The sequence below is a fragment of the Rhodoferax sp. GW821-FHT07G04 genome (assembly GCF_059418585.1).
Map to the genome: position 1 here is coordinate 562818 of NZ_JBWKQD010000001.1, position 12524 is coordinate 575341.

Annotated in this window: 12 protein-coding genes and 1 pseudogene; 9 read left to right on the forward strand and 4 right to left on the reverse strand. The window is 64.1% G+C overall.

The window, feature by feature from the left end; genetic code table 11:
• The first annotated feature begins 24 nt into the window (after positions 1-24).
• The 4 genes and pseudogenes from AC07OO_RS02545 to AC07OO_RS02560 all read left to right on the forward strand — a co-directional run bounded on the left by AC07OO_RS02545 (position 25) and on the right by AC07OO_RS02560 (position 3956).
• Positions 25-999 (forward strand): ABC transporter ATP-binding protein, encoded by a 975-nt coding sequence (locus AC07OO_RS02545; RefSeq protein ID WP_495080482.1) that lies wholly within the window; start codon positions 25-27, stop codon positions 997-999.
• Positions 996-2288, forward strand: coding sequence for a hypothetical protein (locus AC07OO_RS02550; protein WP_495080483.1), 1293 nt, complete (start codon positions 996-998; stop codon positions 2286-2288). Before AC07OO_RS02545 ends, AC07OO_RS02550 begins: the two co-directional genes overlap by 4 nt.
• 639 nt (positions 2289-2927) lie before the next feature.
• Positions 2928-3053: pseudogene (locus AC07OO_RS02555) on the forward strand (HAMP domain-containing protein); the annotation flags it as partial.
• A gap of 192 nt (positions 3054-3245) precedes the next feature.
• Entirely contained in the window at positions 3246-3956 is a 711-nt protein-coding gene (locus AC07OO_RS02560) for a sensor histidine kinase (RefSeq protein WP_495081762.1), read from the forward strand.
• Between the two features lie 17 nt (positions 3957-3973).
• Here AC07OO_RS02560 and AC07OO_RS02565 read toward each other — a convergent pair whose 3' ends face one another.
• Together AC07OO_RS02565 and AC07OO_RS02570 are read right to left on the reverse strand one after the other, a co-directional pair.
• Complete coding sequence (locus tag AC07OO_RS02565; RefSeq protein WP_495080484.1) at positions 3974-4768, reverse strand: substrate-binding periplasmic protein; 795 nt, start codon at positions 4766-4768, stop codon at positions 3974-3976.
• A gap of 115 nt (positions 4769-4883) precedes the next feature.
• Positions 4884-6317 carry an MFS transporter gene (locus AC07OO_RS02570; protein WP_495080485.1) on the reverse strand — a complete coding sequence of 478 codons (1434 nt, stop codon included), beginning with the start codon at positions 6315-6317 and terminating at the stop codon, positions 4884-4886.
• A gap of 146 nt (positions 6318-6463) precedes the next feature.
• Between AC07OO_RS02570 and AC07OO_RS02575 the strand changes: the two genes are divergently transcribed.
• From AC07OO_RS02575 to AC07OO_RS02595, 5 genes are all read left to right on the forward strand, one after another.
• Positions 6464-7276, forward strand: a complete 813-nt coding sequence (locus tag AC07OO_RS02575) for an AraC family transcriptional regulator (RefSeq protein WP_495080486.1) — start codon at positions 6464-6466, stop codon at positions 7274-7276.
• Positions 7277-7306: 30 nt separating this feature from the next.
• Positions 7307-7552, forward strand: coding sequence for a hypothetical protein (locus AC07OO_RS02580; protein WP_495080487.1), 246 nt, complete (start codon positions 7307-7309; stop codon positions 7550-7552).
• Positions 7543-8739: an AraC family transcriptional regulator gene (locus AC07OO_RS02585; RefSeq protein WP_495080488.1), complete on the forward strand. Its 1197-nt coding sequence runs from the start codon at positions 7543-7545 to the stop codon at positions 8737-8739. The genes AC07OO_RS02580 and AC07OO_RS02585 overlap by 10 nt, the downstream gene beginning before the upstream one ends.
• Before the next feature lie 120 nt (positions 8740-8859).
• Positions 8860-9885 (forward strand): alpha/beta hydrolase family protein, encoded by a 1026-nt coding sequence (locus AC07OO_RS02590; protein WP_495080489.1) that lies wholly within the window; start codon positions 8860-8862, stop codon positions 9883-9885.
• A 43-nt stretch (positions 9886-9928) separates the two neighbouring features.
• Entirely contained in the window at positions 9929-11098 is a 1170-nt protein-coding gene (locus AC07OO_RS02595) for a GGDEF domain-containing protein (protein WP_495080490.1), read from the forward strand.
• A 22-nt stretch (positions 11099-11120) separates the two neighbouring features.
• Here the strand turns inward: AC07OO_RS02595 and AC07OO_RS02600 are convergent, their stop codons facing one another.
• Both AC07OO_RS02600 and gcvA read right to left on the reverse strand, forming a co-directional pair.
• Complete coding sequence (locus AC07OO_RS02600; RefSeq protein WP_495080491.1) at positions 11121-11507, reverse strand: DUF488 domain-containing protein; 387 nt, start codon at positions 11505-11507, stop codon at positions 11121-11123.
• Between the two features lie 65 nt (positions 11508-11572).
• The gene (gcvA, locus tag AC07OO_RS02605) at positions 11573-12469 is read right to left on the reverse strand and encodes a transcriptional regulator GcvA (RefSeq protein WP_495080492.1); all 897 of its coding nucleotides are present in this window, start codon (positions 12467-12469) and stop codon (positions 11573-11575) included.
• Positions 12470-12524: the final 55 nt, after the last annotated feature.

Genomic DNA, 12524 nt, shown 5'->3' on the forward strand with positions numbered 1-12524 from the left:
CCAGCACATGCACCAGGAGGCACATTGAGCCAACCCGTCATCGAGGTCCAGGACCTCACTTTCGACTATCCCGGCTTTCGCGCGCTGGACCGGGTCAGCCTGTCCATTGCGCCGGGCAGCGTCACCGCCCTGGTCGGCCCCAATGGCGCAGGCAAGACGACGCTGCTGCGCTGCATCGCCGCCCTGGATACGCCCTTGTCGGGCACGGTGCGGGTCATGGGCCTGGACGTGTACGAGTCGCCACGCGAGGTCCACCGCCAGATGGGCTACCTGTCGGACAACTTTGGCCTGTACAGCGACCTGACGGTGGCCCAGGGCCTGGAGTACGCGGCCTGCTCACAGGGCTTGCCAGCCGCCGCCGTGCCCGATGCCGTGCGCACCACGGCCCAGCGCATGGGGTTGAGCGATAAGCTGGGCAACCTGGCCAGTGCGCTGTCGCGCGGTCAACGCCAGCGGCTGGCAATCGGCCAAGCCATCATCCACACACCCCGCGTGCTGTTGCTGGACGAACCGGCCAGCGGTCTGGACCCCGAGGCCCGCAGCGCACTAGCCCATGTGTTCAAGGCCTTGCAGGCCCAAGGCATGAGTCTGGTGGTGTCCAGCCACATCTTGGCTGAGCTGGATGAATACTCCACCCACATGCTGGCGCTCAACCACGGCCGGGTGCTGGAGCACCGGGCCTTGAACGGCGCGGCAGCCGGTGACGGCGGCACCCCGGAGCGCTTGCTGCGCCTGGAGTTTGTGCAGGACGCGCACGCCATTGCGCCCTGGTTGCAAACCCAAGCCCATGTCAGCCTGTATGGGGTAGAAGGGCAGGCTGTGGAAATAGGCTTTGGCGGAGACCGCGTGGCCCAGGCCGCGCTGGTGGGGGCCTGTGTGGCAGCCGGGCACGCCGTGGTCAGCATCGCACCCGTTACCGAGAACCTGCAACAGTCGTATCTGAAATCACTGGCTGCTGAACGCGCCACGAGCCGCAGCAACACCAGGAGCGCGCCATGAACCCGGAATTTCGCCGTCAACTCTGGTTGCAGTTCTCCGCGACGCGCACGGCCGTAATGCCGCTGCTGCTGGCAGCCATTTTCTTTGCCGTCTACCTGTCGGTGCCTTCCGCACCGGCTGTTCCATTGACTTTCACCGGCGCACTGCTGTTCACCCTGCTGGTGTTGGGCATGGGCACCTTTGCGGTGGGCAGCAGCGTCATGGACGAGGTGACCGATCGCACCTGGGACCAGCAGCGCATGAGCGCCATGCAACCCTGGGCCATGATGTGGGGCAAGCTGGCAGGTGCCAGCGCCTATGGCTGGTACGGGGGCGCCCTGTGTCTGCTGGTGGCCCTGCCCTGCGCGGTGACGGTGGAGGCACCGGCATTCGTGCTCACGCTGACATTGCTGGCCATCGTAGGAGGCGTGTTTCTGCAGGCTCTGCTGATTGCCATCAACCTGCAGTTGCTCAAGACCGGTAGCCGGATCTCGCGCCGGGGTGGTATTTGGGTCATGCTGCTGGTCTTGCTGTGGGGCGGCGGTGGCGTGATGGCGACCTTGCGCGGGGAACACATTTATTGGTGGAACCACGCGGTCGAGCGGTCGGACTTTGCGCTGGCGTCGGCGACCCTGTTCGCGGCATGCGCCCTGGTGGCGGCCTGGCGCTCTATGGCCGAGGTGCTGGCCGTGCGGCAATTGCCGTGGGGCTGGCCGGCACTGGCCTTGACGGTGACCGCCTATATGAGCGGCTTTGCGTGGCCCCAGCGCACACCCATGCTGGGTATCGTAGGCTTGATCACCTGCGCCGTGCTGAGCTATTTCGCGCTGCTGACCGAACCCCAGCACCGCCCGCTGTGGCAGCGTGTGGTCAACCGCGTGCGCAGCGGCGAATGGCGTGCGGCCCTGCTACAGCTGCCGCGCTGGCCTACGACCGTGATCCTGGCCCTGCCCTTTGCCGTGCTCACCACGGCGTCCTTGACTCCACACGCCGACATGCCCTGGTCTTTGTCAGAAGCCGTGTTGCTGCAACCCGTGGCCTTTGCACTGCTGCTGGCGCGCGACTGTGCCCTGGCTTTGTACTTTGCGTTCTCGCCCAAGGGGCGCCGGCCGGTTATGGCCTTCGCCGTGCTGATGCTGGTTCTGTACGTACTGCTGCCCTGGCTGTTACGCGCCACCGGCAGCACGCCGCTGCTGGGCTTGGCACTGCCCTTGCTGGCTGCCAGCAGCCTGTCGATCGTATTGGCTGCCGTGCACCTGGGCGCGGCCCTGGTGCTGCTGCGCCAGCGTTGGCGGACGACGGCGCCCTGACCGGCAAATCCGCGCAGCAGATAAGCGCGACAGGGCGCGGCAAGTGGCTGATAATTCCTCTTCAGACGCGCAAATTGAGGTGAACCACGCTATGCATTGCAGAGTGACTGCTACAAGGCTTGCCGCATGCGCTGGCTGAGTTCCCTGTCGCTAAAAGGGGCCATCGTGCTGGGCATGGGCCTTGGCATTCTGCTGCCGGTACTGGTGGTGGGGCCGGTATTGGCCCTGGACTCTTACCAGCGCGAGCTGGACGCCCGCATCACCTCGCTGCTCAAGCAATACAGCACCATGCTGGCGCAAAGCATGTCCACGCCGATCTGGCATGTGGATCTGCCCACGGCGGAGTCCTTCGTCAACTCGCTGATGACCAACCCTGATGTAGTCCGGGTGCGGGTCGAAGACGCGGCTTTGGGTCAATTCATTTTTGTGGAGAAGCCCGTTCCCCCCGGTAGCACGGTGGTGCAAGAGGTGCAGCCCGTCGTGCGCGATGGCGCCACCATTGGCCGGGTCACGGTGGAGATGACCACCACCTATGTGCAGCAGCAGTTTCTGGGCAAGCTGGTCACGGCCGCCGTGGCCTTGCTGCTGCAGGTGCTGATCTCGTTTGCCTTCCTGTTCCTGCTGTTCGAGCACCGCCTGATGCGGCCGCTGCGCCAGTTGCTGGGCGATGCCAAGCGCTTGTCCAGCGGCGAACTGACCGCGCCGGTGACCGTGCTACGCCAGGACGAGATGGGTGCGTTGGCCCAGGGGCTGGACACCATGCGCGAGAACCTGAGCGAGCAGATCTCCCACGTGCGCGACCTCAATGCCACGCTGGAGCAGCGGGTCAGCGAGCGCACACAGTCGTTGAACACCGCCAACCAGGAATTGATGACCGCCATGGCGGCCCTGAAAAATGCGCACGATGAAATCCAGCGCTCGGAGCGCCTTGCGGCCCTCGGCGCCTTGGTGGCCGGTGTGGCCCACGAGCTCAATACCCCCATTGGCAACTGCGTGACGGTGGCAAGCACGCTGCAAGACATCACCACGCAATTTGCGCAGACCAGCGCAGCGGGCGTCACCCGGTCCGGCTTGGCGAGCTTTGTCGACAATACCCAGCACGCCAGTGAACTGCTGGTGCGCAACCTGAATGTGGCGGTAGAACTGATCCGCAGTTTCAAGCAGGTGGCGGTTGACCGCACGCGGGCACAGCGGCGCGAGTTCCAACTGGATGCGATGGTGTCGGAAACCCTGCTGATCCTGAGCCCCTCGTTCAAGCGCAGCCACCACCAGATCCAGGTGGACGTGCCCACCGGCATCACGATGACCAGCTACCCGGGGCAACTGAGCCAGATACTCACAAACCTGATCAACAACGCCGTGTTGCACGGCTTTGCTGACGAAAGGCCAGGCGTCATCCACATCAGTGCGCGCGCACTGCCGACCGATTTCGTGGAGTTGGTGGTGGCAGACGACGGCGTGGGCATACCCGAGGCCAATCTGCGCCGCATCTTTGACCCATTCTTTACCACCCGCCTGGGGCAAGGCGGCAGTGGCCTGGGGCTCAACATCGTCTACAACTTGATGAAGGATGTGCTGGGTGGAACGGTGCAGGTCAAGAGCACACCAGGCAGCCGCACCGAGTTCATCCTGCTGATGCCCCGCGTGGCGCAGGACGCTGAAGCCTGAAAGTTATTGCCCCTAGGCTATTTACTCGCGCTGGCCCCACTCCAGCCCGATGGGCATTTGACCTGCGACAGTATCTTGGCGTATTCGGGCGAGGCTTTGAGTTTCTTCAGGCCGTTGTTGAAATCAGCCACGCGGGTCGCACTGTCGGCCAATGCGCGCGGCAGCAGCACGTGGGACGTGAAGGTGTCGGTCATCTGCTTGGGGTCTACCGAGAGCTTGGCAGCGTCGGCATCGCTGAAGTTCTTTTGCAGCACGTCGCAGGCCACATTGCGCTCCATCGGCGCAACGTCCACACGTTCCAGCAGCAGCATCTTGATGGCAGACAGGTCGTTGGGGATTTTGTCGCTCTTGAAGTCCCCTGCATTGGCCATGCTCCATATCTCGGGGGTGTAGGTGTAGTCCTGGATCAGCGCCACGCGGTAGGGCTTGAGATCGGCCAGGCTGTTCCAGCTGAACTTGACGGCATTGCGGTAGACAAACACCCACTTTTCGGTGACCACGTTATCGCTGACAAAGAAGGGTGGGTTGCGCTCGGGGTTGTTGCCCCAGGCGGCCGTGGCATCCCACTTGCCCAAGCGGGTCTCGGCCAGCGCACGGGACCAGGGTAAGAAGGTGTACTCCACCTGGTAACCCGCCAGCTCGAAGGCTCTGCGCACCACACTGAGCGAAATGCCTTGGTCCGCTCGGGCGGCCGTCATATAGGGCGGCAGTTCACCGGTGGCAATCTTCAGGGTATGGGTTTGCGCCAACACCGGTAAAGACGCAGCCATTGCCACTACCACCCCCAACCAACGCATGCCCGCAACTTGCATGGTGCACCTCCAAAACCAGACATCCCGGACTACAGCCTAGCACCCATTTCCCCAACTGGAAACAATTACTTTTGGCCTTTACACCAGGACGCTGATGGCTGGCAATGCCGGCATCTCAAGCCGTCCGGCGCAGTGTCAGCGATGCAATGGCAGCCACCGCACTCAGCACGGCCGTGGCCACAAATACGCCGTGGTAACCCTGTAGCAGAGCCAGATGCTCCGCCTGTGCGGCCCCTGCCCCTTGCGCCAACGACTGGGCCAAGGTGGACAGCCCGGCAATCCCCAGCGCCGCGCCCAATTGGCGCGCGGTGTTGAACAGGCCGGACGCCAGGCCCGCGTCTTGCGGTGGCACGCCATCCATCGCGGTGTGCGTGGCCGTCATCAGCATCAGGCCCAGCCCCAGGCCCATCAGCAAGGTGGGGCCCAGCACATGAGCCAGCCATACGGGCTGCGCCGGGACGGTGCTCATCCACAAAAGCCCCGCCGCGCTGATCAGCCCACCGAAGAACGGCAGACGGCGCACACCACCATCCATCAAGGGACGCGACACAATCGCCGCTGCGGCCAGTGTCAGCCCCATCGGCAGCATGGCCAGGCCGGTGTCCAGCGCGCTATAGCCGGCAATGCCTTGCAGGACCATTGACGTGAAGAAGGTAGATGCAGTCAGCGATGCACCCAGGCACAGCACCACAATATTGCCCATGCGCACGTTGTGCACATTCCAGATGCTGGGCCGCACCAGCGGATGCTGCACCCGGGTCTGCATGGCAAAGAACGCGACGATCAACACCACGGCAACAGCCAGCGCTGCCATGACTGTGGAAGAGCCCCAGCCCTGGCTCACCGATTGCGACACGCCGTACATCAATGCCCCCATGCCCACGGTGATGGCAGCCGCGCCGGGAATATCGAGGCGCGGGCTTTGGGCGTTGGGCCGCGAAGGCGCCAAGCACAAGGCCACCGCCGCCATCAAGGCCGCGCCAATGGGCACGTTGACATACATGACCCAGCGCCAATTGGCCTGGGTGGTCAGCACACCGCCTATGACTACGCCCAGGGCCGAGGCGACGGAGCTGGACGCCGCCCACAGCGAAATTGCCCGTGCCCGGGGTGCCCCGGTCGGATGCACGGCCACGATGATGGCCAGCGTGGACGTGGCCAAGGCCGATGCGCCAAAGCCCTGCAGCGCGCGCGCCGCCAACAGCAAGGGCGCGCTGCTGGCCATGCCGCCGGCCAGGCTGGCCAGCGTGAAGACCAAAAGGCCATATTGCAAGACGCGCTTGCGCCCAAACAGGTCGCCGGCGCGGGCGGCCAGCAGCATGAAGCCCCCCAGCATCAGCAAATAGGCGTCCACCACCCATTGCAGAGCGACCGGACTCAGGCCCAGATCGGCCTGCATGGCAGGTAGAGCCACGTTGACGATGGCGCCGTCCATGACAACCATGAAAGAAGCCGTGCAGGCAATGGCCACGGCCGTGCCCGGCGCGACATGCGGATAAATGAGCCCGGACACACCAGGCTTTAAAACTGCGGATGCAGTGCTAGACATAAAAAACTCCCGTCCAAGTGAATGCGTAAATCGCTTGCGGAGCGCACCTGCAGTGCACTCCACGGGCGCTAGTTTTGTGCGGGACGGGCAGTTTCTGGTAACGTTGTTTGGACTAAAAATATTGAAAACCAGCCAACCCCCGCGCCATGCAAAAAGAGCAACAGAAGGAACAGCGAGAAGACAGCGAGCGTGCCGACGGCCCCGCCGTCATCGCCTTTCTAGGCCACGACGCGCCCGACAGCCAATTCCAGCTCGGCACGCGCGAGCACGACTGGCACAGCCATTTGCGCGGCCAGTTCTTCTGCGTGGAAAGCGGCCTTGTGCATGTGCGCACCCACCATGGCTCCTGGATGCTGCCGCCCCACCGCGCGGGCTGGATTCCGCCGGGCGAGCCGCACAAGGTCAGCATCAGCGGTGTAATGAGCGGCTGGGGTGTGCTGGTCGCGCCGGTGGCCCGCGGCCTGCTGCCAGACAAGCCCTGCGTCATCAGCACCACAGAGTTGATGCGCGCGCTGGTCAGGCGGGCCGTCTCCTGGGCCGAGCAAGACAAGCTACAGCCCGACCAAGAGCGACTGATCAGTGTGCTGCAAGACGAGATACGCCGCGCCCCGCATGAGCCATTGCACCTGGCCATGCCCAAGGACCGCCGGCTGCTGCGCATTGCCCAAGCCATTTTGGAAAACCCGCACGACGACCGCACGCTGGAGGCTTGGGCCGAATGGGCGGGCCTGTCCGCGCGTACCCTCAGCCGCCTGTGTTTGGCCGAGACCGGCAGCAGCTTTGCCCAATGGCGCCAGCAGGCGCGGCTGACCCACGCGCTGGAGCGCCTGGCGGAAGGCGATGCGGTGGCCGACGTGGCCGATGCGCTGGGCTATGCCTCACCCAGCAATTTCATCGCGATGTTTCGCCGCTGCTTTGGTGATTCGCCCGCGCGCTACTTTGCCAAGCGGGCCACTTAGCACCTGCGCAGCCCCGTTACCATTGCGCCCATGCAAGAACTCAAAGCATTGCAATCCATGGGCTTTGTATTGCCCACGCCGGCCTATCTGCTGGGCGCCATCATTTTTGGCTTGGTGGGCATGGCGACCTTCAGCCGTGGCCGCAAAACACAGCGCCCCGCACTGACCTGGACTGGCGTTGTGCTGATGCTCTACCCCTATGCCGTCGGGCAGACCTGGCTGCTGTGGAGCCTGGGCTTGGGTCTAAGCGCTTGGGTGTTTGCCAATTGGAACTGAATCCACCCTCTTTGTGGTCCGCCGGCGCCTGGTCCATGGTCTTGGTGGACGTGGCGCTGCGTGGCGCGCTGATCGCGCTGCTGATCGTGCTGGCGACGGTGATGCGCCGCGATCGCCCGCAATTGGCGCCTGCGCGCGTTGGCGTGGCCATGGCCTTGGGGCTGTGCGTGCAGGTCATAGGCGCAACGCCGCTGTTTGAAGAAACGGTGCCCCGCCTGTGGCAGGCGCCCTGGGTGGCGGTATCGGTAGGCAATGCCGTGCTGTTCTGGATCTTTGTACAGGCCTTGTTTGACGACGAGTTCACACTGCGCACGGTGCATGGGGTTGCGTGGTCAGCCGCCGCTGCCCTCAGCGGACTCAACTGCGCCGCATTGGCCAACAGCGCATCCATCGTCGCGCCCGTCACCATGGGCCTGCAACGCGCCGTGCCACTGGTCTTTGCCGTGCTGGCCGTCATCGCCGCTGCCAAGCACTGGCGCGCCGATCTGGTGGAAGAGCGCCGCCGCCTGCGCATCTTCATCGTATGTACCGGTGTGCTGTATTCCGTCGTCATGCTGGCCGTGCGGCTGGGCTCACCCCACGGCAGGTTGATCGGCCTGAGCGCAACCATGGACGTGACGGCGCTATTGGCCATCGCCATCATCCTGGTGTCCAAACTGCTGCGACTGGGCAGCTCCAGCCTGTTTCCCCTGCCCGCTTCGGCCGCGCCACACCATCCAGCGAGTCTGGTCATCCCAGAACCGGGGCACGCCGTGGCTGAACCGGCCGAGGCCCTGGCGGTGGCCGATGGCACCGACGACCTGGCCCTGCCCCCACCTGACCCCGCCGAAGAGCGCCTGGCCCAGGCCCTGCAACACCTGATGACGCAGGAGCACGCCTACCGGGCCGACGATGTCAGCCTGGCCAGCCTGGCGAACAAGCTCAATGCACCCGAGTACAAACTGCGCCGCCTGATCAACCAGCGCATGGGTTATCGCAACTTCAATGCCTTTATCAACGGTTTCCGGCTGGATGCGGTTCGCGCCGCGCTGCTGGACCCGAAGCGGCGCGACCTGCCGGTTTTGACCTTGGCCTTGGACGCGGGCTTCCAGTCGATTGGCCCCTTCAACCGCGCTTTCAAGGCGGCAACCGGCCTAACCCCAACCGAATTTCGTAAGAGCAATGAACTAAATAGCACCGATTCTTGAAATCGGCCAGCCGAAATCTGCATTTCCAGGCTTTGGCAAGACGTCTCCGATCGTGGACGGCACAGTCCCGTCCAGCAAACGGCATCCCCGCCGTTGGCTTTACTTTCAGGAGAGAGAAATATGCGTTCATTTGGTTTTATCCTGGCGACTTCGCTGGCGCTGATGGGCGGCCTGGCCCAGGCCGAAGTCGGACTCAGCAGCATTGCCGCGACCGACACCGACGGCCCCGTCACGTTGTACTACCCGACCCAGGCCACGGCGGTGCCGGTCCAGCGCGGCCCATTTACGCTGCAGTTGGCCGAGCAAGCGCCTCCCATACGCGGCAATGGCCGCTTGATCGTCATCTCCCACGGCTCGGGTGGTGGACCCTGGGTGCATGCGGACCTGGCCCGCAGCCTGGTAGAAGCCGGCTTTGTGGTCGCCATGCCCCAGCACTATGCGGACAACAACAAGGATGGCAGCAACCCCGGCCCGGACAGCTGGGCCATACGCCCCCGCGAGGTGTCCCACGCGATTGACGCGGTCAGTAGCGATGCGCGTTTCGCACCGCTGCTATCGCTGGACCAGGTCGGCGTCTACGGCATGTCGGCCGGCGGCCACACCGCGCTGTCCATGGCCGGCGGGCATTGGTCTGCGGCCGGCTTCAAACAGCATTGCGAGGCCAATCTGGTCGATGACTTCCAGGCCTGCGTGGGCCTGATCACCCGATTGACGGGTGGTTTTTTGGATGGCATCAAGAAATGGGTGGCCCTGGCCATCATCCGCCACCGTTTCAGCGACACCAGGATGCTGTCCCACCACGACCCGCGCGTGGCGGCCGTGGTCGCCGGTGTGCCTGCAGCGGCCGACTTTGACATGGACTCATTGGCCAAACCCGCGGTGCCGCTGGGCTTGGTCACCGCGCAGCAAGACCTTTGGTTGGTTCCGCGCTTCCACAGTGACCGCGTGCTGCAGGCCTGCACCACGTGTGAACATATTGCCGACCTGGCAAATGGAGGCCATGGCGCATTGCTGTCACCGCCCCCACCCGCGCTGAGCGGTTTGGTAGGGGACATGCTCAACGATCCACCCGGCTTTGACCGCAGCCAGATGCATGGCGTGGACCTGAAGATCACGGCGTTCTTCGTACGCCATTTGGTGCAGTAGAACGCTCCAGGAAACGGTGCGCGCTCTGGCAGAATGAAATGCCATGGACCCGCGCACCGTTTTCATCATCTCCACCATCATGATGCTGCTCAACGGTGGCATGCTGGGCCTGTTGCATGGAGGGTTGTCCAACGATCTGCAGCCCGCCGCCAAGGACTGGCGCATCGGTACGCTACTGATAGCCGGTGGCTCCATCTTGGTGGCGGTCCAGGACATGGCACCGCCTTGGCTGGTACTGCCGGTGGGCAATGCCTGCCTGATGGTGGGCGGCGCACTGTACTGGCGTGCGCTGCGCCGTTTCGATGCCAAGCCGGAGAACCCGTGGATTTTTGTGCCCGCTGCCATTGCCGCCCTGGGCGTGGTCTGGTTTTCGGTGGTGGCACCCCATTTCACAGCGCGCGTGGTGCTGGTCAGCACGGCCTGGGCCATCACACTACTGGGCGCGGCCATCGGCTTTTACAGCGGCCGCCACCACCAGCGCGAAGTCAGCCGCAATGCCATGGTGGGCATCATGCTGGCAACCACCGCCTTCATGCTGTGGCGCGCCGCCTACTTTGTGGTGGGCACACGCAATGTGGATTCCATCCTGGAACCTGGCAACTGGCTCAACACACTGACACCACTGAGCGCAACCGTGCTGCCCGTGGTCGGTACCACCGTTTTCCTGGTGCTGTGTTCGGAGCGGCTGCGTGCCGAGTGGGAGCGCGCGGCAACCATTGATTTTTTGACCAGCCTGCCCAATCGGCGCACCATCAGCAGCACCGGCGTGAGCCGCTTCCATGCTGCCCAGCGCTCGGGTGCAACCTTTGCCGCCGCGGTGGTCGACATCGACCACTTCAAGTCGGTCAACGACCGCTTTGGCCACGACGTGGGTGACCGTGCCTTGCAACACGTGGCCACCGTGCTGGCGCACAACTGCCGCGGCCCCAATATGGTGGGCCGCCAGGGTGGTGAAGAGTTCGTGGCCCTGCTGGAGGCCAGCAGCATTGACGAGACCGTGGTCGCCGCGGAGCGCATGCGTGCCGCCATAGAGGGCTTGCCCCTGCTGCTGGAAGACGCCAAGCTGCCGCCCGCGCTGCACATCACCGTGTCCATTGGCATTGGCTACATCGCCGCCACCGACCAGAGCTTTGAGGACATGCTGCGCCGCGCCGACAAGGCCTTGTATGTGGCCAAGGAAGGTGGTCGTAACCGCGTGGAGCTGTGCGCCTGAATAGGTGACTGAAAAGGCCGGTCTACTCGATGACTGCGCCGTTCTCCAGCAACAAGGCCCGCAGCAGCGAACGGTGGCAGCGCGCCTCGTTCTGGCAATAGCAGCCCATGGAGAAGTTGCTACTTTGGGATAGCTTGGCCAGCAGTTCAATGGTGCGCGCCGTGTCGGGCTCTTTCATCTCGCTGCGGTAGCGTTTGGCAAAGGCGTTCCACTGCGCATCCGTCTCCACCGCCTGGCCCAGTTGCATGGTCTCTGCGCTGGGGGCCAGGTTGGGGTACCACACGTCATACCAGTTCTGGCTGGCGAATTCGGCCTTGGGCACGCCGCGTGGCGGACGGCGTACCGTGCCCAAGCGCAGGCCTTCGTCGGGTGCGCGTTCGCTGCCCAATCGAACAATGCGTATTGCCATCGTCATGTCTCCTTGTTGTTGCGTCCGGTGTGTTAGTTTTGTTGGTTTTTACTTGAACCCATAGCTTAGCCCGGCAGGGCCATGGCTTGAACCTGCCCACGCACCCAATTCAGGAACACAACGCCGTTGGCAGGCAGGCTGCCGAGTGCATCCGTCACAGCGTAATAGGCATAGGCGGCGGGCACATGTGGGCCTGGCAACACCCGCAGGCGCCCCGCCACCACATCGTCATGCGCCAGCACTGAGCGCACCAGCGCAACCCCCTGGCCAGCCAGTGCCGCCTGCAGCAACAGACCTGCATCGCTAAAGGCCACGGCCGGAGCCGGTATGGCGTCGCGAATGCCGGCCGCCCGAAACCAATCCCGCCATGCATGCGTGGACTCGTCGCGCAACAGCGGATGGCGCAACAGGTCGCGCGGACGTGTCGGCAACTTACCCTTGCGGTAGGACGGGCTGCACACCGCCAACATCTCTTCACCCATCAGGCGCTCGGCATGCACGCCGGGCCACTGGCCGGGGCCGTAGCGCAGCGCGATGTCGATGCCGGCGTTGCGCAGGTTGACCAGGCCCAAATTGGCGTCCAGCGTCAGCGCAATGCCGGGGTGCGCTGCCATGAATGTCGGCAAGCGGGGCAACAGCCACTTGGCCGCAAAGGATGGCAGCACCGATATGCGCAGCGGCTTTTCGCCCGACTCGGCCTGCACCGCCTCCACCACCTGGGCCAAGCGCGCCAGGGCATCGCTGAGTTGGGGCGCGAAGCGTTGTCCCGCGGACGTGAGTGCAACGCCCCGCCCCTGGCGCTCGATCAACTCCACGCCCAAGGCCTCTTGCAAGAACTTGATCTGGTGGCTGACGGCCCCAGGGGTCAGGCTGAGTTCATCGGCCGCCATGCGCAGGCTACCCAGGCGAGCCGTGGCCTCAAAGGCCCTCAAGGCCGGCAGCGGTGGTGTGCGTGGTGGCATGAACTAGTGAATTTTTTTAATGAATGAGTGCAAGCGATTTCGATTGTCCTAAAGC

What these genes read in the sequence shown, in the direction of transcription:
- AC07OO_RS02575 (WP_495080486.1), top strand. Translation starts at nt 6,464, where the DNA reads ATGCAAAAAGAGCAACAGAAGGAACAGCGAGAAGACAGCGAGCGTGCC.
- AC07OO_RS02570 (WP_495080485.1), bottom strand. Translation starts at nt 6,317, where the DNA reads ATGTCTAGCACTGCATCCGCAGTTTTAAAGCCTGGTGTGTCCGGGCTC.
- AC07OO_RS02600 (WP_495080491.1), bottom strand. Translation starts at nt 11,507, where the DNA reads ATGGCAATACGCATTGTTCGATTGGGCAGCGAACGCGCACCCGACGAA.
- AC07OO_RS02595 (WP_495080490.1), top strand. Translation starts at nt 9,929, where the DNA reads ATGGACCCGCGCACCGTTTTCATCATCTCCACCATCATGATGCTGCTC.
- AC07OO_RS02550 (WP_495080483.1), top strand. Translation starts at nt 996, where the DNA reads ATGAACCCGGAATTTCGCCGTCAACTCTGGTTGCAGTTCTCCGCGACG.
- gcvA (WP_495080492.1), bottom strand. Translation starts at nt 12,469, where the DNA reads ATGCCACCACGCACACCACCGCTGCCGGCCTTGAGGGCCTTTGAGGCC.
- AC07OO_RS02580 (WP_495080487.1), top strand. Translation starts at nt 7,307, where the DNA reads ATGCAAGAACTCAAAGCATTGCAATCCATGGGCTTTGTATTGCCCACG.
- AC07OO_RS02565 (WP_495080484.1), bottom strand. Translation starts at nt 4,768, where the DNA reads ATGCAAGTTGCGGGCATGCGTTGGTTGGGGGTGGTAGTGGCAATGGCT.
- AC07OO_RS02590 (WP_495080489.1), top strand. Translation starts at nt 8,860, where the DNA reads ATGCGTTCATTTGGTTTTATCCTGGCGACTTCGCTGGCGCTGATGGGC.